Source organism: Rhodopseudomonas palustris, assembly GCF_034479375.1.
GTDB lineage: Bacteria > Pseudomonadota > Alphaproteobacteria > Rhizobiales > Xanthobacteraceae > Rhodopseudomonas > Rhodopseudomonas palustris_M.
This window is the reverse complement of record NZ_CP140155.1, coordinates 1,511,488-1,533,589: the sequence shown is the minus strand read 5'-3', so window position 1 is coordinate 1,533,589 and position 22,102 is coordinate 1,511,488. Positions and strand designations below refer to the sequence as shown.

The 22,102-nt window shown below is 65.1% G+C and carries 22 protein-coding genes; 18 read left to right on the top strand and 4 right to left on the bottom strand.

Annotated features, from left to right (window positions below; all coding sequences use genetic code 11):
* The first annotated feature begins 5 nt into the window (after positions 1–5).
* The 13 genes from nuoN to SR870_RS06775 all read left to right on the top strand — a co-directional run bounded on the left by nuoN (position 6) and on the right by SR870_RS06775 (position 13,238).
* Entirely contained in the window at positions 6–1,442 is a 1,437-nt protein-coding gene (nuoN, locus tag SR870_RS06835) for an NADH-quinone oxidoreductase subunit NuoN (protein ID WP_322517261.1), read from the top strand.
* Entirely contained in the window at positions 1,443–2,258 is an 816-nt protein-coding gene (locus SR870_RS06830; protein ID WP_322517260.1) for a biotin--[acetyl-CoA-carboxylase] ligase, read from the top strand.
* Complete coding sequence (locus tag SR870_RS06825; RefSeq protein WP_322517259.1) at positions 2,258–3,928, top strand: ribonuclease J; 1,671 nt, start codon at positions 2,258–2,260, stop codon at positions 3,926–3,928. Before SR870_RS06830 ends, SR870_RS06825 begins: the two co-directional genes overlap by 1 nt.
* A 38-nt stretch (positions 3,929–3,966) precedes the next feature.
* Complete coding sequence (mce, locus tag SR870_RS06820) at positions 3,967–4,371, top strand: methylmalonyl-CoA epimerase (protein WP_322517258.1); 405 nt, start codon at positions 3,967–3,969, stop codon at positions 4,369–4,371.
* Positions 4,372–4,656 carry a DUF1467 family protein gene (locus SR870_RS06815; RefSeq protein ID WP_322517257.1) on the top strand — a complete coding sequence of 95 codons (285 nt, stop codon included), beginning with the start codon at positions 4,372–4,374 and terminating at the stop codon, positions 4,654–4,656.
* Positions 4,657–4,725: 69 nt separating this feature from the next.
* Complete coding sequence (locus tag SR870_RS06810) at positions 4,726–6,042, top strand: nicotinate phosphoribosyltransferase (protein ID WP_322517256.1); 1,317 nt, start codon at positions 4,726–4,728, stop codon at positions 6,040–6,042.
* Between the two features lie 493 nt (positions 6,043–6,535).
* Positions 6,536–6,916 (top strand): DUF2946 family protein, encoded by a 381-nt coding sequence (locus SR870_RS06805; protein WP_322517255.1) that lies wholly within the window; start codon positions 6,536–6,538, stop codon positions 6,914–6,916.
* Positions 6,917–7,050: 134 nt separating this feature from the next.
* Complete coding sequence (locus tag SR870_RS06800) at positions 7,051–7,578, top strand: copper chaperone PCu(A)C (RefSeq protein WP_322517254.1); 528 nt, start codon at positions 7,051–7,053, stop codon at positions 7,576–7,578.
* A gap of 26 nt (positions 7,579–7,604) precedes the next feature.
* A complete protein-coding gene (locus tag SR870_RS06795; protein ID WP_322517253.1) occupies positions 7,605–8,108 on the top strand; it encodes a YcnI family protein in 504 nt (167 codons plus the stop codon).
* The gene (locus SR870_RS06790; protein WP_322517252.1) at positions 8,105–9,718 is read left to right on the top strand and encodes a copper resistance CopC/CopD family protein; all 1,614 of its coding nucleotides are present in this window, start codon (positions 8,105–8,107) and stop codon (positions 9,716–9,718) included. The genes SR870_RS06795 and SR870_RS06790 overlap by 4 nt, the downstream gene beginning before the upstream one ends.
* A 141-nt stretch (positions 9,719–9,859) precedes the next feature.
* Entirely contained in the window at positions 9,860–11,179 is a 1,320-nt protein-coding gene (gene proS / locus SR870_RS06785) for a proline--tRNA ligase (RefSeq protein ID WP_322517251.1), read from the top strand.
* Between the two features lie 56 nt (positions 11,180–11,235).
* A complete protein-coding gene (locus SR870_RS06780) occupies positions 11,236–12,516 on the top strand; it encodes a lipoprotein-releasing ABC transporter permease subunit (protein ID WP_322517250.1) in 1,281 nt (426 codons plus the stop codon).
* Positions 12,517–12,539: 23 nt separating this feature from the next.
* Positions 12,540–13,238, top strand: a complete 699-nt coding sequence (locus tag SR870_RS06775) for an ABC transporter ATP-binding protein (RefSeq protein ID WP_011441487.1) — start codon at positions 12,540–12,542, stop codon at positions 13,236–13,238.
* A gap of 182 nt (positions 13,239–13,420) precedes the next feature.
* On the opposite strand, the gene SR870_RS06770 is transcribed toward SR870_RS06775, so the two are convergent.
* Both SR870_RS06770 and SR870_RS06765 read right to left on the bottom strand, forming a co-directional pair.
* Positions 13,421–13,672: a DUF3551 domain-containing protein gene (locus tag SR870_RS06770; protein ID WP_322517249.1), complete on the bottom strand. Its 252-nt coding sequence runs from the start codon at positions 13,670–13,672 to the stop codon at positions 13,421–13,423.
* Between the two features lie 28 nt (positions 13,673–13,700).
* Complete coding sequence (locus SR870_RS06765; RefSeq protein WP_322517248.1) at positions 13,701–13,961, bottom strand: DUF3551 domain-containing protein; 261 nt, start codon at positions 13,959–13,961, stop codon at positions 13,701–13,703.
* A 538-nt stretch (positions 13,962–14,499) separates the two neighbouring features.
* Between SR870_RS06765 and dnaE the strand changes: the two genes are divergently transcribed.
* The 4 genes from dnaE to smpB all read left to right on the top strand — a co-directional run bounded on the left by dnaE (position 14,500) and on the right by smpB (position 19,963).
* The gene (gene dnaE, locus SR870_RS06760) at positions 14,500–17,955 is read left to right on the top strand and encodes a DNA polymerase III subunit alpha (protein WP_322517247.1); all 3,456 of its coding nucleotides are present in this window, start codon (positions 14,500–14,502) and stop codon (positions 17,953–17,955) included.
* Between the two features lie 132 nt (positions 17,956–18,087).
* Positions 18,088–18,978: a 4-hydroxy-tetrahydrodipicolinate synthase gene (gene dapA / locus SR870_RS06755; protein WP_322517246.1), complete on the top strand. Its 891-nt coding sequence runs from the start codon at positions 18,088–18,090 to the stop codon at positions 18,976–18,978.
* Between the two features lie 55 nt (positions 18,979–19,033).
* Positions 19,034–19,465 carry a large conductance mechanosensitive channel protein MscL gene (gene mscL, locus SR870_RS06750; protein WP_322517245.1) on the top strand — a complete coding sequence of 144 codons (432 nt, stop codon included), beginning with the start codon at positions 19,034–19,036 and terminating at the stop codon, positions 19,463–19,465.
* Between the two features lie 24 nt (positions 19,466–19,489).
* Positions 19,490–19,963, top strand: a complete 474-nt coding sequence (gene smpB / locus SR870_RS06745; protein ID WP_011441492.1) for an SsrA-binding protein SmpB — start codon at positions 19,490–19,492, stop codon at positions 19,961–19,963.
* 29 nt (positions 19,964–19,992) lie between these two features.
* Here the strand turns inward: smpB and SR870_RS06740 are convergent, their stop codons facing one another.
* A complete protein-coding gene (locus SR870_RS06740; RefSeq protein ID WP_416221132.1) occupies positions 19,993–20,595 on the bottom strand; it encodes a uracil-DNA glycosylase in 603 nt (200 codons plus the stop codon).
* 70 nt (positions 20,596–20,665) lie between these two features.
* Positions 20,666–21,295 (bottom strand): NYN domain-containing protein, encoded by a 630-nt coding sequence (locus tag SR870_RS06735; protein WP_322517244.1) that lies wholly within the window; start codon positions 21,293–21,295, stop codon positions 20,666–20,668.
* Between the two features lie 340 nt (positions 21,296–21,635).
* On the opposite strand from SR870_RS06735, the gene rpoZ reads away from it, so the two are divergent.
* Complete coding sequence (gene rpoZ, locus SR870_RS06730; protein WP_011441495.1) at positions 21,636–22,028, top strand: DNA-directed RNA polymerase subunit omega; 393 nt, start codon at positions 21,636–21,638, stop codon at positions 22,026–22,028.
* Positions 22,029–22,102: the final 74 nt, after the last annotated feature.

The window sequence follows — 22,102 nt, the reverse complement described above, 5'->3', positions numbered from 1 at the left end:
ACGCTATGAATTTCGAAACAGCCGGTTATTCGCTGCTGCCGATCCTGCCGGAACTCGTTCTGGTGATCGGCGCGATGCTGCTGCTGATGTTGGGCGCGTATCGCGGTCAGCGAACCACCGGCCTCGTCACCACGCTGGCGGTCTTGCTGCTGGTTTTGACCGGCGCGCTGGAGCTGATGCTGCCGGCCGGCAAGCTCGTCACCTTCGGCGGCAGCTTCATCGTCGACGATTTCGCCCGCTACCTGAAGGTGCTGGCGCTGATCGGCTCGGCGGTGACGCTGATCCTGTCGGCTGAGATACTCGCCAATCCGGCGCGGCGGATGTTCGAATATTCGATCCTGGTGCTGCTGTCGTCGGTCGGCATGATGCTGCTGATCTCGGCCGGCGACCTGATCATGCTGTATCTCGGCCTCGAACTGATGAGTCTCGCGCTCTACGTCGTCGCCGCGAGCAATCGCGAGGACGCCAAGTCGAACGAAGCCGGTATGAAGTATTTCATCCTCGGCGCGCTGTCGTCGGGCATGCTGCTGTACGGCGCCTCGCTGATCTACGGCTTCACCGGCACCGTGCAGTTCGCCGGCATCGCCGCCGCCGCCAAGGACGGCAGTATCGGCCTGATCTTCGGCCTGGTGTTCCTGCTCGCCGGGCTGTGCTTCAAGGTTTCGGCGGTGCCGTTCCACATGTGGACGCCCGACGTCTACGAAGGTGCGCCGACCCCGGTGACGGCGTTCTTCGCTTCCGCCCCCAAGGTCGCCGGCCTCGCGGTGTTCACCCGCGTGACGCTGACGGCGTTTCCCGAGATCGTGTCGCAGTGGCAGCAGATCGTGGTGTTCGTCGCGATCGCCTCGATGGCGCTCGGCTCCTTCGCGGCGATCGGGCAGAAGAACATCAAGCGCCTGATGGCGTATTCGGCGATCGGCCACATCGGCTTCGCGCTGGTCGGCCTGTCGGCCGGCACGGTCGAAGGCGCGCAGGGCGTGATCGTCTACATCTCGATCTACGTGGCGATGACGCTCGGCGCGTTCGCGGTGATCCTGGCGATGCGCCGCAACGGCCTGCATGTCGAGAACATCAGCGACTTCGCCGGCCTGTCGCGCACCAATCCGGCGCTGGCGTTCTTCTTCGCCATGCTGCTGTTCTCGATGGCCGGCATTCCGCCGCTCGCCGGCTTCTTCGCCAAGTTCTACGTGTTCATGGCGGCGATCAAGGCCGGGCTGTTCGCGCTGGCGGTGATCGGCGTCGTCACCAGCGTGGTCGGCGCCTATTATTATCTGCTGATCATCAAGGTGATGTATTTCGACGAGCCGGCGCCGGGCATCGACCGGGTGCGGCTCGAATTGCGCGGCGTGCTGGCGGTCGCCGGGCTGTTCAACATGCTGTTCTTCATCTATCCGGCGCCGCTGGTGAATGCGGCGAGCGCCGCAGCCAAGTCGCTGTTCTAGGTGGCGTTCGCCCTTGGACCGAAGGCGCGCGCGGCCGGCGTCGGCCTGAAGGTTTTCGACGAGACCGGCTCCACCAACGCCGACGCGATGGCGTATGCCCGAGCGGGGGGGCGGACGCCTTGCTGGTTTGTGACGACGATGCAGACCGCGGGACGCGGTCGTCGCAATCGGGTCTGGGTGGCGCCGCGTGGCAATCTGGCGAGCTCCGTCTTCGAGAGCTTCAATGTCACCCCTTCTGTCGCCGCAACCCTCGGCTTTGCTGCAGGCGTCGCGCTCGAGAAGGCATTGCGGGAGGTGAGCGTCGAGGCCGCAATGCGGTCGCCCACTTCCGCTGCGAATGATTATCGGCTGAAGTGGCCCAACGATATCCTGGCAGGCGGATCGAAGCTGGTCGGGATGAATCTCGAAGCCGAGACGTTGCCGGACGGACGCCTCGCCGTCGTGGTCGGAATGGGCACGAACGTGGTCGCTGCGCCGGAAGGTCTTCCGACCGCGGTGACATGCTTGAGCAAGCTCGGCGTCGGCGCCAGCGCGGAAGACGTATTTGCGGCGCTGTCGGATTCGTGGCACGAGATGCGCGGCATCTGGGATGACGGGCGTGGTTTCGCCAAGATCCGCGATCTCTGGCTGGAACGGGCCGCCGGGCTCGGTCAGACGGTTTCGATCCGGTCGGGCTCGTCGGTAGTGACCGGGATATTCGACACCATCGATGAAACAGGCTGTATGGTCCTGATAACGTCCGATCGGAGACGCATTCCGATCGCGGCCGGCGACGTCTATTTCGGCGATGCGGCGTCAGCAAAGGCTGCAGATTAATGGCACGACCCGACGATTTGGTTTTTGCACCGCTTGGCGGTGTCGGCGAAATCGGCATGAATTTGTCGATCTACGGCCTCGGCAACCGCCAGCAGCGGAGCTGGCTCGCGGTCGATCTCGGCGTCTCGTTCGGCGACGAGGAGCATCTGCCCGGCATCGACCTGATCATGCCGGACATCCGCTTCCTCGAGAAAGAGAAGAAGAACCTGGTCGGGCTGGTGCTGACCCACGCCCACGAGGATCATTTCGGCGCCATCATCGACCTGTGGCCGAAGCTGCGCTGCCCGATCTACGCCACCAAGTTCAGCGCCTCGCTGTTCGCCGCCAAGCTCGCGGCGGAGCGCACCACGCTGAAGATTCCGATCACCGTGGTGCCGTCCGGCGGCCGGATCGATCTCGGCCCGTTCAACGTCGAATTCATCCCCGTCGCGCATTCGATTCCTGAATCGCATGCGCTGGCGATCCGCACCTCGGCGGGACTGGTGCTGCACACCGGCGACTGGAAGATCGATCCGACCCCCGTGGTCGGCCCGCCGACCGACGAGAAGCGGCTGCGCGAACTCGGCGACGAGGGCGTGCTGGCGCTGATCGGCGATTCCACCAATGCGGTGCGCGACGGCCATTCGCCGTCGGAGACCGAGGTGGGGGCGTCGCTCACCGGTCTGATCAAGGCCGCCAAGGGCCGCGTCGCAGTCACCACCTTCGCTTCCAATGTCGGCCGCATGCGCGCCGTCGCCGACGCCGCGAAGGCGGCGGGGCGGGAAGTGGTGCTGGTCGGTCGCGCGATGGATCGCGTCTCCCAGGTCGCGCGCGAGTGTGGCTATTTCGACGGTGTGCAGGGCTTTCGCGGCTCCGAATATTACGGCCATTTTCCGCCGGACAAGGTGCTGGCGCTGTGCACCGGCAGCCAGGGCGAGCCCCGCGCCGCGCTGGCGCGGATCGCGCGCGACGATCACCCCGACGTCACGCTGAACAAGGGCGACTGCGTGATCTTCTCGTCGCGCACCATTCCGGGCAACGAGAAGGCGGTCGGCGGCATCATCAACGGGCTGGTCAATCAGGGCATCGAGGTGATCACCGATCGCGATCATCTGGTGCACGTCTCCGGCCATCCGCGCCGCGAGGAGCTGCGCGAGCTGATCTCCTGGGTGCGGCCGCAATTGCTGATCCCGGTCCACGGCGAGGCGCTGCATCTGAACGAGCACGCCAAGCTGGCGCGGCAGATGGGGGTGCCCAAGGTGGTGGTCTGCCGCAACGGCGATCTGGTCCGGCTCGGGCCGGGCGATCCGGCGATCATCGACCAATTGCCGGCTGGCCGGCTGTACAAGGATGGGACCATCCTCGAGGAGGAGAAGTCGCGTGCGGTGGTCGAACGCCGCAAGATGGCGTTCGCCGGCTGCGCCTTCGTGGCGCTGGCGCTGACCCAGACCGGCGACATGGTCGACGATCCCGAAGTCGAACTGATCGGTGTCCCGGAAAACAACAGCGCCGGCGAGCCGCTCGACGACATCGTGTTCGACGCCGTGGTCGCGACCGTCGAGGGGCTGCCGAAGGCGCGCCGCCGCGATCCGGATGCGGTCGCGGAATCGGTGCGGCGCACGGTGCGCTCGGTGGTGCAGCAGCACTGGGGCAAGAAGCCGTTGTGCTTCGTGCACGTGCTGAGGGTTTAGGGGCGTATAAGTAACAAGATCAAGGACGGAGGGGTGTCATGTTGGGCCGGCTGAATCATGTGGCGATCGCGGTCAAGGATGCGGAGCAGGCGGCGAAGATCTACGGCGCCGCGTTCAACGCCGAGATTTCCGACGCGGTGCCGCTGCCGGATCACGGCGTCATCACCGTGTTCGTGACGCTGCCGAACACCAAGATCGAGTTCATCCAGCCGCTCGGCGAGGCATCGCCGATCGCCAAGTTTCTCGATCGCAATGCCGATGGCGGCATCCATCACGTCTGCTACGAAGTGCCGGACATTATCGCGGCGCGCGATACGTTGATCAAGGAAGGCGCCCGCGTGCTCGGCGACGGCCAGCCCAAGATCGGCGCGCACGGCAAGCCGGTGCTGTTCCTGCATCCGAAGGATTTTTCGGGCGCGCTGGTCGAGATCGAGCAGTCGTAAATGATCAGCCAGATCGGCAGCCTGCTGGCGATCTACTTCGTGCTGTGGTGGGTCGTGTTCTTCACGACGCTGCCGTTCGGCGTGCGCAACCGTTCCGAGGTCGATGCGACGGAGGACGACGTTCCGGGCAGCGATCCCGGCGCTCCGGTCGCGACGCTGCTGGCGCGCAAGGCGCTGTGGACCACCGTGATCTCGGCGACGATCTTCGCCGTCGCGCTGTATGCCTATCGCTCGGGCTGGCTCGGCATCGAGCGGCTGTCGAAGCTGATGGGATTCCCGCTGTAGCGCCCGCGTTGCTGCGCCTCGCGATCGTCGCACGCAGCCGACGCCAGCCCCTTAGTCAAGGGTTCCGAGATGAGTTTCACCGATATCGCCACCCGGGTTCACAACCACAATTACAGGATGGACCCCGTCGTCCGGACGCTGCTCGACACCGACTTCTACAAGCTGCTGATGCTGCAACTGATCTGGATGAAGCATCGGGATACGCCCGTCACCTTCGGGGTGATCAATCGAACGAAGTCGATCCGGATCGCCGACGAGATCGATATCGGCGAGTTGCGGGCGCAGCTCGACCATGCGCGGACGCTTCGATTCTCGAAGCGGGAAATGATCTGGCTGGCCGGCAATACGTTCTACGGCAAGAAGCAGATCTTCCGGCCCGAATTTCTGTCGTGGCTCGAGACCTTCGCGCTCCCGGAATACGAAGTCGAAGTGCGTGACGGTCAGTACGAACTTCGATTCGCCGGCCCGTGGCCGCTCACGACCATGTGGGAAATTCCGGCTCTCTCGATCATCAACGAGCTGCGCGCGCGCAAAGCGATGCGCAATATGGGGCGCTTCGAACTCGACGTCCTCTATGCGCGCGCCAAGGCGAAGCTGTGGGGCAAAGTCGAGCGATTGCAGGTGCTGAAGGCGACCGGGCGGTTGAAAGTCGGTGATTTCGGCACCCGTCGACGACATGGATATCTGTGGCAGAGGTGGTGTTGCGAGGCTTTGCAGGAAGGCATCGGCGACGCCTTCATCGGCACGAGCAACGTCCACGTCGCCATGGAAATCGGCTCGGAGGCGATCGGCACCAACGCGCATGAACTGTCGATGGTCTATGCGGCGCTGGCGGGCGATGACGATCAGCTCGTTGCGGCAACGCGCTACGCGGTGCTCGACGATTGGCGTCACCTGTACGACGGCAACCTGCTGGTCATCCTCCCGGACACCTACGGGACGACGTCGTTCCTGCGCAATGCGCCGGACTGGGTGGCGGATTGGACCGGCGCGCGCCCGGACAGCAAGCCGCCGATCGAGGGTGGCGATGAATTCGTCGACTGGTGGAAAGCCAAGGGGCGAGACCCGAAGGAGAAGCTCCTCGTGCTGTCCGACGGCATGGATATCGACTCGATCGAACAATCCTTCCGGCACTTCAAGGATCGGGTCCGGGTCAGCTTCGGCTGGGGCACGAACCTGACCAATGATTTCCGGGGGTGCGCGCCGAGCGGCGGCAATGCCCTCGATCCGATTTCGCTGGTGTGCAAGGTCGTCGAGGCGGCGGGTCGTCCGGCCGTGAAACTGTCCGACAACCCCACCAAGGCCACGGGGCCCGACGCGGAACTCCGGCGCTATCTCGGCATCTTCGGTACGGAAGGCATGTCGGACCACGCCGTCGACGTGTAACCGATCCATCCACATCGCCTGATTCGGTGCATCGATCCGGAGGCCGTGGCGCGTGACCGATGCGCCGAACGGCCGCGATGATTCGCATGGGATACTGACAAGGCTGAACACGCCGGAAAAGAAAAAGCAGGGCGCGTGCCCTGCTTAAAAACTGTGTCGACCCTAATATTTTCCCGAATGATTTGGATTTATTGTTTTGATTGACGGGCGACGCTGCATTGTTGCGCGTCAGGGTTCCTCCCGAGACTTGGACCGCCAGACTTTGCCCGAAGGCTCTGCCTGTTGTCATATTCGTAGCGGAAGTTTTTTGACTTGTCACCATTTCCGGCAACGAATGTTCAAATTTAAGGCACGCCGTGAAATGAACGAAAACTCGCCAAATGCGTGTGATTGTCGATATCATTTTGAATCGCGGGCGTCGGCGCAGCGAGGTCGCCGCAATCGACAGCGGTAAATCTGCATGATATTTCGCCACGATGGAGCACAGGCTGTGATGCGCCGACGTCTCGGGCGGATAATTCCGGTTTTCGCAGTCGCGCTTCTGGTGCAACTGCTGTCGCCGATCGGCGCCTTCCGCTTCGTCGCCTCCGCGATCGCCGATCCCGCAAACTCCATTCACCTTTGCTCCGCGATGTCGTCCGGCGAGCCGGGCGAGACCCAACCGGCCGATCGCTCGCATGACGGCGCCTGCTGCGCGATTTGCTCTGTGGGGCTCGGCGGCGGTCCGACGGCTGCACCGGCGAGCCAGGATTTTGCCGTCATCGAGCGACCGCATCAGCGCGTGATCTGGTCGCGGACGGAGCCGGCGCCTCCCGCGTCGCGCGCCCACGTCAACGCGCAGGCGCGCGCGCCCCCGCAACGCATCGTCGTGTAGCAACACTGCCTGGCTGCGGCGTTCGCGCAGCGATTTTCAACCAGTTCAATGGACCGGACCCAGGTCGGATGCGTCGCGCATCCGCCCGTCGCTGGTCCGCTTCATCCCCTTCAAACCCGATCGAGGATCCGACCATGAACCGATTCATCCGCACATTCGCCTCTGCCGCTATCATCAGTCTGCTGTCCGTCGCCGCTGCGCAGGCGGTCGAAATCAAGGCCGGCGATCTGGTCATCACCCAGGCCTGGAGCCGCGCCACGCCGGGCGGCGCCAAGGTCGCAGGGGGCTACCTGACCATCGAGAACAAGGGCGCGACCGCCGACCGCCTGATCGCGGGCTCGGCAGACGTCGCCGGCAAATTCGAGATCCACGAGATGTCGATGGACAACGGCGTGATGAAGATGCGCCAGCTCGATAAGGGGCTGCCGATCGAGCCCGGCAAGACCGTCAAGCTCGCGCCCGGCGGCTACCACATCATGCTGATGGATCTGAAGGGAGCGCTGAAGGAAGGCGAGAAGGTGCCGGTGACGCTGCAATTCGAGAAGGCCGGCAAGGTCGAGGTCACGCTCGATGTCGCGGGCATAGGCGCGAAATCCCCGGGCGATGCCGGCGGCAGCATGATGAAGATGGACCACAAGGGCCATTCCGGGATGAAGCACTGATGCCGCGGCGTCGTGTTGGAATCGCGATGGCCGCCTGTGCGGCCGTCGCGGCGATCGGCGGTCCGGCCGCGGCCCATGTCTCGCTGCAGCCCAACGAGGCGGTGGCGGGCGGTTACTTCCAGACGGCACTCAGCGTGCCGCATGGCTGCGACGGCACCCCCACGCGCGCGGTCCGGGTCAAGATTCCGGACGGCGTATTGTCGGTGAAGCCGCAGATGAAGCCGGGTTGGAGCATCGAGATCAAGATGCGCAAGATCGAGGGCGAGCAGCCGAAGCTGCACGGCAAGACCATCACCGAGACGGTCGACGAGGTGGCGTGGCGCGGCGGACCGTTGCCCGATGCGTTCTACGACACTTTCGGCCTGGTGATGAAGCTGCCCGACGCGGCCGGAAAGACCTTGTACTTCCCGGTGGTGCAGGAATGCGAGAAGGGCGTGCATCGCTGGATCGAAATCCCGGCCGCCGGGCAAAAGCCCGACGCGCTGAAGGAGCCCGCGCCGGCGCTTCGGCTGAAGCCGAAGGCTCCGTGACCGGGGCATTCGCCCGGTCGCGGCGCAATGCCGGGCGATGGCTGGCATGGGTAACGGCTTTCGCCGTGCTCGTGCTGCCGTCGCTCGCGCAAGCCCACGCCAGTCTGGTCGCCAGCGATCCCGCCGCCGAGGCGGTGCTGGCGGCCGCGCCGGCGACGATCACGCTGACCTTCAACGAGCCGGTCACGCCGCTGGCGCTGCAATTGATCGACGCCAAGGGTCGGTCGAGCCCGGTCACCGACATAGCTGGCGATGGCGACACGTTGCGCTTCGAGCCGCCGGCGCCGCTCGCTGCGGGCGGTCATGTGGTGAGCTGGCGGGTGGTTTCGGCCGATGGCCATCCGGTCGGCGGCTCGCTCACATTCTGGATCGGCGCGCCGGGCGCGAGCCTGCCGGCAATTGTCGTGCCCGACGATCCGATGCGGCGGACGGCGATCTGGGCGACGGGCATCGTCACCCAATCCATGCTGCTGGCCGCGGCCGGCGGCGCATTCTTTCTCGGCTGGATCGCGACGTCGGCTGCCCTGCCGGGCCTCGTGGCCGGCTGCGGGGCAGTCGCGGTGCTGGGGCTCGGCGCGCTCGCATTGTCGGTCGGTCTGCAGGGCCTCGATATACTGGACCTGCCATTCGCGCAGCTCGGCAGCGCCGCGGTGTGGCGGGAAGGGGCGTCCGGCTCGTTCGGACGGGCAACGACGCTCGCCGCGGTCGCATTCGGCCTGGCGCTGCTGGCATTGCTGAGCCGCGGCTGGCTGGCGCGGGGGCTATCGCTCGGCGCGGTGATCGGCGTCGGCGCCGCGTTCGCCGCGAGCGGACATACCGCAACCGCCGATCCGCGTTGGCTCGCGGCCTCGGCGATGCTGGTGCACGGCGTGAGCCTGGCGCTGTGGATCGGTGCGCTGGTCCCGCTGGCGGTGGCGGTCCGAACAAGCCGCGCGATGGCCGAAATCACGCTCCGCCGGTTCTCGCGCGCGATTCCGGTCGCGATCGCCGCGCTGCTGCTCAGCGGCGTCGTGCTCGGCGCGATCCAGCTCGGTCGGATCGAGGCGCTGTGGACTTCTGACTACGGCCGCATCCTGATAGGCAAGCTCGCGCTGGTCGTGCTGTTGCTGCTGATCGCGCTGTGGAATCGCCTCCGGCTGACGCCGCAGCTTGCGGCCGGCATGCCACGCGCGGTGCCAGCACTGCGCCGGACGATCGCAGCCGAACTGGTGCTGGTGATCGCGATCCTCGGCGTGGTCGGGCTGTGGCGGTTCACCCCTCCGCCGCGTGCTGCCGCCGTCACGGTGGATGACAGCGCCTTCGTCCATGTTCACGCTGCTCGCGCGATGGCCGGCGTCACTCTGGCACCGGGCCGCGCCGGTCCGATCGAGATCGAGGTTGCGCTGCAGACGCCGGACGAGGCGACGCTCGCGGCGCAAGCGCTGACCGTGACGCTCGCCAATCCCGGCGCCGGGATCGAGCCGGCCAGCGCCGAGGCGGAACGTCGGCCGGACGGCCGCTGGCGGGTGCGAATGTCGGCGCCGGTCCCGGGGCGCTGGACGCTGACGCTCGGTATTCTGATTTCCGATTTCGACAAAGTGACGATCGAGGCGCCGGTCGTGATCCGCTAGCCGCCGTTGCGGGCCGCGGCCGTAAAATGGCGCAATTTCCGGCGGTTTTCGTAAAGTTGCGCCGCCCCGCCCTTGTGTTTTGCTGCCCGATCCGGTTTCACTGGCGCAAACCAGAGCCCCCCTGATTCTTGAGCAAATCCCATGCGTTTGTCGCGATTCTTTCTGCCGATCCTGAAGGAAAACCCGAAGGAAGCCGAGATCGTCTCGCACCGGCTGATGCTGCGCGCCGGGATGATGCGGCAGGAGGCCGCCGGCATCTATGCGTGGCTGCCGCTCGGCCACCGGGTGCTGAAGAAAATCGAGCAGATCGTGCGCGAGGAGCAGAACCGCGCCGGCGCGATCGAGCTGCTGATGCCGACGCTGCAGCTCGCCGATCTGTGGCGCGAGAGCGGCCGCTACGACGCCTACGGCCCGGAGATGCTGCGCATCGCCGACCGGCATAAGCGTGAGCTGCTGTACGGCCCGACCAACGAGGAAATGATCACCGAGATCTTCCGCGCCTATGTGAAGTCCTACAAGAGCCTGCCGCTGAATCTCTATCATATTCAATGGAAATTCCGCGACGAGCAGCGTCCGCGATTCGGCGTGATGCGGGGCCGCGAATTCCTGATGAAGGACGCGTACTCGTTCGACGTCGATGAGGCCGCGGCGCGAAAATCCTACAACCGGATGTTCGTCGCGTATTTGCGGACCTTCGCGCGGATGGGGCTGAAGGCGATCCCGATGCGCGCCGAGACCGGGCCGATCGGCGGCGATCTCAGCCACGAATTCATCGTGCTGGCCGAGACCGGCGAGTCGGGCGTGTATTGCGACCGCGACGTGCTGAACTTGCCGGTGCCGGACGAGACCGTCGATTATGACGGCGATCTGACGCCGATCATCAAGCAGTGGACCTCGGTCTATGCGGCGACCGAAGACGTGCACGACGCAGCACGCTACGAGAGCGAAGTGCCGGAGGCCAACCGGCTGAACACGCGCGGCATCGAGGTCGGGCAGATCTTCTACTTCGGCACCAAATATTCCGACTCGATGAAGGCCAATGTCGCCGGTCCCGACGGCACCGATGCGCCGATTCACGGCGGCTCCTACGGCGTCGGCGTGTCGCGGCTGGTCGGCGCGATCATCGAAGCCTGCCACGACGACAACGGCATCAAATGGCCGGAGGAGGTGGCGCCGTTCCGGGTTGCGATCCTGAATCTGAAGCAGGGCGACGCCGCGACCGACGCGGCGTGCGAACAGCTCTACCGCGACCTTATCGCCAAGGGCGTCGATGTGCTGTACGACGACACCGATCAACGCGCCGGCGCGAAATTCGCGACGGCGGATCTCATCGGCATTCCGTGGCAAGTCCTGGTCGGGCCGAAGGGCCTCGCCGACGGCACGGTCGAACTGAAGCGCCGCAGTGACGGCTCGCGCGAGAACATCGCACTGGCGGAGACGGTCGCACGGCTCGCGCCGTAAGACTTATCCACCGGGGGCTCGGCTGAAATAAGCCCGAATCGTGTGAAATTCGGAGCATGGATCACAGCATGACTGAGCCAGTTCGAACTCCTCCTTTCGCGCCATTCGAATGGCTCCTGTCCGGGCGCTATTTGCGTGCGCGTCGCCGTGAGGGTTTCATCTCGGTGATCGCCGGCTTCTCGTTCCTCGGCATCATGCTCGGCGTCGCCACGCTGATCATCGTGATGGCGGTGATGAACGGCTTCCGCAAGGAACTGCTCGACAAGATCCTCGGCCTCAACGGCCATCTTCTGGTGCAGCCGCTGGAAAGCCCGCTGACCGACTGGAAGGAAGTCGCGGACCGCATCAGCGGCGTGTCGGGCATCAAGCTCGCCGCTCCGGTGATCGACGGCCAGGCGCTGGCGTCGTCGCCGTTCAACGCCTCCGGCGTGCTGGTGCGCGGCATCCGCGCCGACGACCTCAACAATCTCTCGTCGATCGCCAATCACATCAAACAGGGCTCGCTCGAAGGCTTCGACGAGGGCCAGGGCGTCGCGATCGGCCGCAGGCTGGCCGATCAGCTCTCGCTGCACGCCGGCGACAGCGTCACGCTGGTCGCGCCGCGCGGCGCGGTGACGCCGATGGGCACCACGCCGCGGATCAAGCCGTACAAGATCGCCGCGGTGTTCGAGATCGGCATGTCCGAATACGATTCGACCTTCGTGTTCATGCCGCTGAAGGAGGCGCAGGCCTATTTCAACCGCAACAACGACGTCACCGCGATCGAGGTCTACACCACCAATCCGGACAAAATCGACGCCTTCCGCAAAAGCGTCACCGAGGCCGCGGGCAGGCCCGTCTTCCTGGTCGACTGGCGGCAGCGCAACTCGACCTTCTTCAACGCGCTGCAGGTCGAGCGCAACGTGATGTTCCTGATTCTGACGCTGATCGTGCTGGTGGCGGCGCTGAATATCGTCTCGGGCCTGATCATGCTGGTGAAGGACAAAGGCAGCGACATCGCCATCCTGCGCACCATGGGGGCAACGCAAGGTTCGATCATGCGGGTGTTCCTGATCACCGGCGCGGCGATCGGCGTAGTCGGCACGCTGACCGGCTTCGTCGTCGGCCTGGTGATCTGCCTCAACATCGAATCGATCCGTCAATTCCTGTCCTGGGTGACGAATACCGAGTTGTTCTCACCCGAATTGTACTTCCTGTCCAAGCTGCCGGCCGAAGTCGATTTCGCCGAGACCAGCGCGGTGGTGATCATGGCGCTGACGCTGTCGTTCCTGGCGACGCTGTATCCGTCGTGGCGCGCGGCGCGGCTCGATCCCGTCGACGCGCTCCGGTACGAGTGAGGCGGCCTGACATGACGCAGGATCTGGAGCAGGACGCAGAAGACATCCCGGTCGTGTACCTTCACGACATCAAGCGGCAATACACCCAGGGCGAAGCCACGCTGACGATCCTCGACGGCGCCAAGCTGGCGCTGTGGGCGGGGCAGTCGGTGGCGCTGGTGGCGCCGTCGGGTTCGGGCAAATCGACGTTGCTGCATATCGCCGGCCTGCTGGAGCATCCCGACGAGGGCGAGGTCTATGTCGGCGGCGCCGCGACCTCGGCGCTGACCGACGCCGAGCGCACCCAGATCCGGCGCACCGACATCGGCTTCGTCTACCAGTCGCACCGGCTGCTGCCGGAATTCACCGCGCTGGAAAACGTGATGATGCCGCAGATGATCCGCGGCCTGAAGCGCAGCGAGACCGTCAGCCGCGCCAAGGAAATCCTGGCCTATCTCGGACTCGCCGACCGCATCACCCATCGCCCGGCGGAATTGTCGGGCGGCGAGCAGCAGCGTGTCGCAATTGCGCGCGCTGTCGCCAATGCCCCCCGCGTCCTGTTCGCCGACGAGCCGACCGGAAATCTCGATCCGCACACCGCCGATCACGTCTTCCAGGCGCTGATGCAGTTGGTGCGGGCGACGCGCGTGGCGATGCTGATCGCCACCCACAATATGGAGCTGGCCGGCCGGATGGATCGCCGGGTGTCGCTCGAAAACGGCGTCGTCGTCGAACTGGAATAGGCGCGGCGGCTGCAGTTCGTCATTCCGGGGCGCTCGCGTGAGCGAGCGAACCCGGAATCTGAAACAAGCACTCTGAAACAAGCACAGCGGCTCCCCGGCTTCGCCCAACAACCTCGAGATTCCGGGTTCGCGCCGGACGGCGCGCCCCGGAATGACTGGCTGGGCGACCGATGCGGGCGGCCTCAGTGCCGGCGGCGTTGCTTGCGCAGCTTCTTCTTCGCGGGCTGCGGCGCTGTGTACCACGGGTTCTCGATGCACTCCGCGGCGCGGCCGGAGGCCGACATCCGGCATTGCGGGATCGACGTGTAGCTGCACTCGTCGTACCAGTCGCGGTAGTTCTGATAGATCCGCAGGCAGACCGGATAGTCGCGAGCCTCCGCGATCCCGGTCAACCCGAGCAGGGCCAGCATCCCGCCCAGCAGTGTCTTGCGCATCTCGGAACTCCTTCGAGGATCGCTTCGCTCAACGCGCGCGCTGCCGCCGCGCCGGCCCCGCGGGTGGCTGATACCACGGATTTGTGACGCATTCGCCGGCGATGCCCGATGCCGCAGGCCGGCATTGCTCGATCGAAATATAGCGGCATTGGTCGAACCGCACCGGGCCGTAGATCCGCAGGCAGACCGGATAGTTGTCGTAAGGGGCCTGGGTTTGCGCCGCGGCGGCCGATGCCAGCGCGAAGGGCGACGCCAGGGCAGCCAGCAGAACCACAGATACAACCCGCATCGAAATCTCCGAAAATGAGGGAGCCGGCCCGGCCGGAGGCCGGCACCGACTCGGCTGCAGACTCATCGCTCATCCCGTGCGCCCGCGAACATTTTACGTCAACGCGGCGGGCAGCCGAAGGGGCATGGCTGAATAACGGGGATGTCGACGTTTTGTTAACGCTTCCCGAGCGCCCCGATGGGGCTAACTTGACTCAAGAACAAAATGAGAACAATGTTCTGCGTATGTTCACGTGGTCAGGGAGCGGACGATGTTGAAGATCTTCATCCAGGAAGCTGCGGCGTTGACGTCGATTGCGCTGTTCATCAGCATGGTGGCGGTTTGGGCGCAGGTGCTGCCGCAGCTCTGAGGCGGCGGGCAGGGCGCGGCGCCGGCAGCAGCAAGCGCGGCGCAGACAGCGGGGATAAGGTCGCGCGGCTGCCTTGCGCGGCCACGTCCGGCGGACCACCATTCCCGCCGAGTCGGCCGCGCGCGGCGCGCGCCGACCGAGCACTTCTCACCGCACGCCATCCACGCCCGATCGAAAGCCGCACCGCCGATGAGCAACGCCGGATTCGTCCATCTGCACGTCCACTCGGCCTATTCGTTGCTGAAAGGCTCGATGAAGATCGCGCGACTGGCGGACCTCGCCAAGGCCGACCACCAGCCGGCGCTGGCGCTGACCGACACCGACAACATGTTCGGCGCGCTGGAATTCTCCGACAAGCTCGCAGGTTCGGGCATTCAGCCGATCGTCGGCCTCGAGCTAGGCATCGACTTCGGCGATCAGGACCCGACCTCGCGCAACGCGGCGCTGGCGGCGCCGGCGCGGATCGTGCTGCTGGCGACGCGCGAGCGCGGCTACCGCAGCCTGATGCGGCTGAACTCGCGAGCGTTCCTCGAGACCCCGGTGAACCAGCCGCCGCATATCAAGTTCGACTGGCTGGACGGCGAGACCGAGGACGTGATCGCGCTGACCGGCGGGCCGGACGGTCCGATCTCGCTGGCGATGCTGACCGATCCGGCGCTGGGACGGCTGCGCTGCGAGCGGCTGGCGCAGGCATTCGGCGACCGGCTCTATGTCGAATTGCAACGCCACAACACCGATTTCGAACGGCGCGCGGAAGCCGGCCTGATCGACATCGCCTACGACATGGGGCTGCCGCTGGTCGCGACCAACGAGCCGCATTTCGCCACCGCCGACGATTTCGAGGCGCACGACGCGCTGCTGTGCATTGCCTCCGGCAAGCTGATCGCCGAGACCGACCGGGTCCAGCTCACGCCCGACCACCGCTTCAAGACCCGCGCCGAAATGGCGGTGCTGTTCGCCGATCTGCCGGAGGCGCTGGCCTCCACCGTCGAGATTGCCCAGCGCTGCGCCTATCGGCCGCTGACCCGCAAGCCGATCCTGCCGCTGTTCACCGTCGGCGCCAGCGTCAACGACGCCGAAGAGGCGGCCGCCGCGGAGGCCGCCGAGCTGCGCCGCCAGGCCGAGCAGGGGCTCGCCGACCGCATGCGCATCCACGGCCTGTCACAGGGCATGACCGAAGAGGACTACCAGAAGCGGCTCGCCTTCGAGCTCGACGTCATCACGCGCATGAAATACGCCGGTTACTTCCTGATCGTGTCCGACTTCATCAAATGGGCCAAGGCGCACGGCATTCCGGTCGGCCCGGGCCGCGGTTCCGGCGCGGGTTCGCTGGTGGCGTATTCGCTGACCATCACCGACCTCGATCCGATCCGCTTCGGCCTGCTGTTCGAGCGCTTCCTCAATCCGGAACGCGTCTCGATGCCCGACTTCGACATCGACTTCTGCCAGGACCGCCGCGGCGAAGTGATCGAATACGTCCAGCAGCGCTACGGCCGCGACCAGGTCGCTCAGATCATCACCTTCGGGACGCTGCAGGCGCGCGGCGTGTTGCGCGACGTCGGCCGCGTGCTGCAGATGCCGTACGGGCAGGTCGACAAGCTGACCAAGCTGGTGCCGCAGAATCCGGCTGCGCCGGTGACGCTGAAGCAGGCGATCGAAAGCGAGCCGAAGCTGCAGGCCTTCCGCGATGAGGACCCGGTCGTCGCCCGCGCCTTCGACATCGCCCAGAAGCTCGAGGGCCTGACGCGGCACGCTTCGACCCATGCCGCCGGCATCGTGATCGGCGATCGGCCGCTGTCCGATCTCGTGCCGATGTATCGCGATCCGAAATCCGACATGCCGGTCACCCAGTTCAACATGAAATGGGTCGAGCCGGCGGGCCTCGTGAAGTTCGACTTCCTCGGCCTGAAGACGCTGACGGTGCTCGACGTCGCGGTGAAGCTGCTCAAGCAGCGCGACATCCACATCGATCTGGCGACGCTGGGGATCGAGGACCCGACCAGCTATCAGATGCTGGCGCGGGGCGATGTGGTCGGCGTGTTCCAGGTTGAAAGCCAGGGCATGCGCCGCGCGCTGGTCGACATGCGCCCGGACCGTTTCGAAGACATCATCGCGCTGGTCGCGCTGTATCGCCCGGGCCCGATGGCGAACATTCCGACCTATTGCGCGCGCAAGCACGGCGACGAGGAGCCGGAATATCTGCATCCGATGCTGGAGCCGATCCTGAAGGAGACCTTCGGCGTCATCATCTACCAGGAACAGGTGATGCAGATCGCCCAGGTGATGGCCGGCTATTCGCTCGGCGAAGCCGACCTGCTGCGCCGCGCCATGGGCAAGAAGATTCGCGCCGAGATGGAGAAGCAGCGCGCGATCTTCGTCGAGGGCGCGACCAGGAACGGCGTGCCGAAGGACTCCGCCGACACCATCTTCGATCTCTTGGCGAAGTTCGCCGATTACGGCTTCAACAAGAGCCACGCGGCCGCCTATGCGCTGGTGTCGTATCACACCGCCTACATGAAGGCGCATTACCCGGTCGAGTTCATCGCCGCGTCGATGACGCTCGATCTCAACAACACCGACAAGCTGTCGGAATTCCGCGCCGAGGCGCAGCGACTCGGCATCAAGGTCGAGCCGCCGTCGGTGAACCGCTCCGGCCCGACCTTCGAGGTCGGCGCCAACATTATCTACTACGCGCTCGCCGGCCTGAAGGGCGTCGGGCTGCAGGCTGTGCAGATGATCGTCGAGGCGCGTGGCGACAAGCCGTTCGCGTCGATCGCCGACTTCGCCGCCCGCGTCAGCCCGCGTGCGATCAACAAGCGCGTCGTCGAATGTCTGGCTGCCGCCGGTGCGTTCGACTGCCTGGATCCCAATCGCGCGCGGGTGTTCGCCGGCGCCGATGCGATCATCGCCGCCTGCCAGCGCAGCCACGAGGCGGCTACCTCAGGCCAGAACGACATGTTCGGCGGCCTCGCCGACGCGCCGGAGGTGGTGCTGCCGCAGATCGAACCGTGGCTGCCGGCGGAGCGGCTGCGGCGCGAATACGATGCGATCGGCTTCTTCCTGTCCGGCCACCCGCTGGACGATTACGCCACCGCGCTGAAGCGGCTGCGGGTGCAGTCCTGGGCGGATTTCTGCAAGGCGGTGAAATCCGGCGCCACCGCCGGCAAGGTCGCCGCCACTGTGGTGTCGCGGATGGAGCGGCGCACCAAGACTGGCAACAAGATGGGAATCATGGGCCTGTCCGACCCGACCGGGCATTTCGAGGCAGTGCTGTTCTCCGAGGGGCTGGCGCAATATCGCGAGGTGCTGGAGCCGGGCGCCGCGGTGTTGCTGCAGCTCGGCGCCGAGCTGCAGGGCGAGGACGTCCGCGCCCGCGTGCTGCACGCCGAGCCACTCGATGCTGCCGCGGCCAAGACCCAGAAGGGGCTGCGGATCTTTCTGCGCGACACCAAGCCGCTCGATTCGATCACAAAACGCTTGCAGCCGCCGGACTCCAAGGTCGCCGGAGGCAACATTGCGCTGGTGCTGAGGCTCGACCCGCAGACCGAGGTCGAATTCGAACTGCCGGGCCGGTTCCAGGTTTCGCCGCAGATCGCCGGCGCCATCAAGGCCGTGACCGGCGTGGAGCTGGTCGAGACTCTCTGAGGGCCGGCCGGCGGTGCTGCGGCTTTGGATTCGTCTGGAACCGCGCCGCGCCGGCGGTCGCGGGCCTTTCGCGGCCGCGCGGCACCCGTTATGAAAGGTTCACAGATCGGGACTGCGCGTCAGGAGAACATTATGGCAGCCAAGACGAATTTCCGGGGGTCGTTCACCGCCTTGGTCACGCCTTTCAAGAACGGTTCGCTCGACGAGCAGGCTTTTCGCAGTCTGGTTCAATGGCAGATCGCAGAAGGCACGCACGGGCTAGTGCCGGTCGGAACCACGGGCGAAAGCCCGACGCTGAGCCACGAGGAGCACCACAAAGTCGTGGAATGGTGCGTCGAGGAGGCCAAGGGGCGTGTGCCGGTGATCGCGGGCGCCGGATCGAACTCCACCCGCGAGGCCGTCGAACTCGCCAGGCACGCCGAAAAGGCCGGCGCGGACGCTGTCCTGGTGGTGACGCCGTACTACAACAAGCCCACCCAGGAGGGCATGTATCACCACTTCAAGGCGGTCAACGACGCGATCGGGATTCCGATCATCATCTACAACATTCCGCCGCGATCCGTCGTCGATATGTCGGTCGACACCATGAGCCGGCTGTACGAGCTGAAGAACATCGCCGGCGTCAAGGACGCCACCGCCAATCTCGGACGGGTGTCGCAGCAGCGCCACGCGATGGGGCCCGATTTCATCCAGCTCTCCGGCGAGGACATGACCGCGCTGGCCTACATGGCCGCGGGCGGGCACGGCTGCATCTCGGTGGTGTCGAACGTGGCGCCGAAGCTCTGCGCCGATCTGATGGGAGCGGTGCTTGCGGGCGACTATCCGGGCGCCTTGAAGATCCAGGACCGTCTGGTCCCGTTGCACGATGCGGTGTTCAAGGAGCCCGGCGTGGCCGGCGCCAAGCACGGGCTGACGCTGCTCGGCCGGATTCTGGAAGAGGTGCGGCTGCCGCTGCTGCCGGTGACCGAGCCGACCGGCAGCACGATCCGCGCCGCCATGACGCATGCCGGCCTGCTGAACTGAGTCCCGCGGACCTGCACGAACGGGCTGCGCAATAGAAGTGCTGAGGGTGGTCGGTATGCTCAAGGAATTCCGTGAATTCGCGATGAAGGGCAACGTCGTCGACCTCGCGGTTGGCGTCATCATCGGCGCGGCGTTCGGCGGCATCGTCAGTTCGCTCGTGGCCGACGTCATCATGCCGATCATCGGCTCGATTACTGGTGGGCTCGATTTCTCGAACTACTTCACGCCGCTGTCGAAGGTGGTCACGGCGAATACGCTGGTCGAAGCCAAGAAGCAGGGCGCGGTGCTGGCCTGGGGCAACTTTCTGACGCTGACGCTGAACTTCCTGATCGTCGCCTTCGTGCTGTTCCTGGTGGTGCGGGCGATGAACCGGCTGAAGCGCAAGGAGGAGGCAGCGCCCGCGCCGCCGGCGAAGCCGACCCCGGAGCAGGAACTGCTTGGCGAGATTCGCGATATCCTGAAGAGCGGCAACCGCCCGCAGGTCTAAGCGGGACAGAGAGATTCAGCCGCAATGGCCGAGAAGAACGAACGCGCGATCAAGGTGGTCGCGGAGAACCGCAAGGCGCGGTTCAACTACGCGATCGAGGACACCGTCGAGGCCGGCATTTCGCTGACCGGCACGGAGGTGAAGTCGGTTCGCGGCGGCAAGGCGACGATCGCTGAATCCTACGCCGATTCCCGCGGCGGCGAGATTTGGCTGATCAACGCCACCATCCCTGAATATCTGCAGGCCAACCGCTTCAATCACGAGCCGAAGCGGCCGCGCAAATTGCTGCTGCACAGGAAGCAGATCAACAAGCTGATGGGCGCGATCGAGCGCCAGGGCATGACGTTGGTGCCGCTGAAGCTGTATTTCAACGAGAAGGGTCGCGCCAAGCTGCTGCTGGCGCTCGCCAAGGGCAAGCAGTTGCACGACAAGCGTGAGACCGAGAAGAAGCGCGACTGGAGCCGCGAGAAGGGGCGCTTGCTACGGGCGCGCGGCTGACGCGCTCCGCTGGAAGCCGCTCGGCTCGGCTACGCGTCCAGATCCGCGCGGACGCGCGCGAACACGTCGTGGAACATCTTCGGCGTCAATACGCGGGTGTTCGTGTTGTAGCGCGAGCAGTGATAGCTGTCGTACAATCGCAGCGTGCCGGCTTCGTGGACCGCGCCGTGCCCGAACGGCGCCTGTGAGGCGCGAAGGCCGAGTGCCTTCAACGTCGAATCATGCGCGATCCGCCCCAGCATCACGACTGCGCGCAGCTTCGGCATGGTCTCGATCGTCGGCGCCAGGAAGTTCCGGCAGGTATTGATCTCGACGGGCAGGGGCTTGTTCTGCGGCGGCACGCACCGCACCGCGTTGGTGATGCGGCAGCCGACCAGCTTCAGGCCGTCGTCGGGCCTGGCCTCGAAGCGGCCGGTGGCGAAACCGTATTCGATCAGCGTGGCGTAAAGCAGATCGCCGGCATAGTCGCCGGTGAACGGCCGGCCGGTCCGGTTGGCGCCCTGTACGCCGGGAGCGAGGCCGACGATCAGCAGCCTGGCATCGGCATCGCCGAACGACTGAACGGGTGCGTTGTGCCAGCCGGGCTCACGGGTCCGCAGCTCGCGGCGGAATTCCGCGAGCCTCGGACACATCGGGCAATCCCGATCGGGTTCTGTGATCGGACGCAGAACGCCGGCCCGTGGGCCGCGCGTCGGCGCCTTGTCAGTCTTCGAAATCGTCGTCACCGCCCCTGGGAGCCATCGCAGCCGAGCGTTGCAGGAACTGAGGCGTATGGCGGGGCTCACGCGGCGGCGGGCGGTCGGCCGGATCGCGGCCGATCTTGGACTGCAATTCCACCAGGTCGGTGAAGACGTCGGCCTGGCGCCGGAGTTCGTCGGCGATCATCGGGGGCTGGCTCGAGATCGTCGAAATCACAGTGACGCGGACGCCACGGCGCTGGACCGCTTCGACCAGCGAGCGGAAGTCGCCGTCGCCGGAGAAAAGCACCATCTGGTCGATATGCTCGGCCAGTTCCATCGCGTTGACCGCGAGCTCGATATCCATATTGCCCTTGACCTTGCGGCGGCCGGAGGCGTCGATGAACTCCTTGGTCGCCTTGGTGACCACGGTGTAGCCGTTATAGTCCAGCCAATCGATCAGCGGACGAATCGAGGAATATTCCTGATCCTCGATGATGGCGGTGTAGTAAAAGGCGCGGATCAGCGTGCCGCGACCGTGAAATTCCTTGAGAAGACGCTTGTAATCGATATCGAAACCGAGCGTTTTTGCAGTCGCATAAAGGTTGGCGCCATCGATAAACAGCGCGATTTTGTTGCTCGCAGGGGTGGACATCCAGATCTCTCGTGTTTTGTCGTTAGGTCTTTGGCGTGGCAGAAAAAGCCATGCGTTAAAGTCGGATTTTCACGAATAGCCGTCGGCGCTGGGCTGCCGGCACAATCTTCAACCGCACGAAGCATCGACCGGTATTGTATACTTTTCCTTCTGAAAAGAAGCGTTTTGTTGTCGGACCCGTGTTCGTCCCAGTAATGGGTCGCCAATCGGCCGTATACCGGTGCATTATCAGAGTGAGGGTTCACGGCCAAATGACAAATTGGTTCTTGCGCATCGCTTCAACCCCCTATACCTACGCCGGATAACCCGCATTTTGGTCCTTTGAACGGAGCGACTAGCGATGGCGCGTGTCACCGTGGAAGATTGTATTGATAAGGTCGACAACCGGTTCGACCTGGTCCTGCTGGCGGCGCATCGTGCACGCATGATCTCGTCTGGTTCGCAGCTCACAATCGACCGTGACAACGACAAGAATCCCGTTGTTTCGCTTCGAGAAATTGCCGAGCAGACGGTCTCGCCGGAAGACCTGAAAGAAGAGCTGGTGCATTCCCTGCAGAAGTTCGTCGAAGTCGACGAGCCGGAGCAGGACACCGTTCCGTTGATCGGTTCGGCCGGCGCCAGCGTCGATGCCGACGACACCGAGGTCGCGCTGGAGCGCATGACCGAGGAAGAACTGCTGAAGGGCCTCGAGGGCTTGGCGCCGCCGGAAGAGCAGCCTGAAGAAGACGAGTAGGGCGCTCTCGCGCCAGATCCTGTCCCGAATTCATACAACGGCCCGGATTGCTCCGGGCCGTTAGTTTTTGGGGC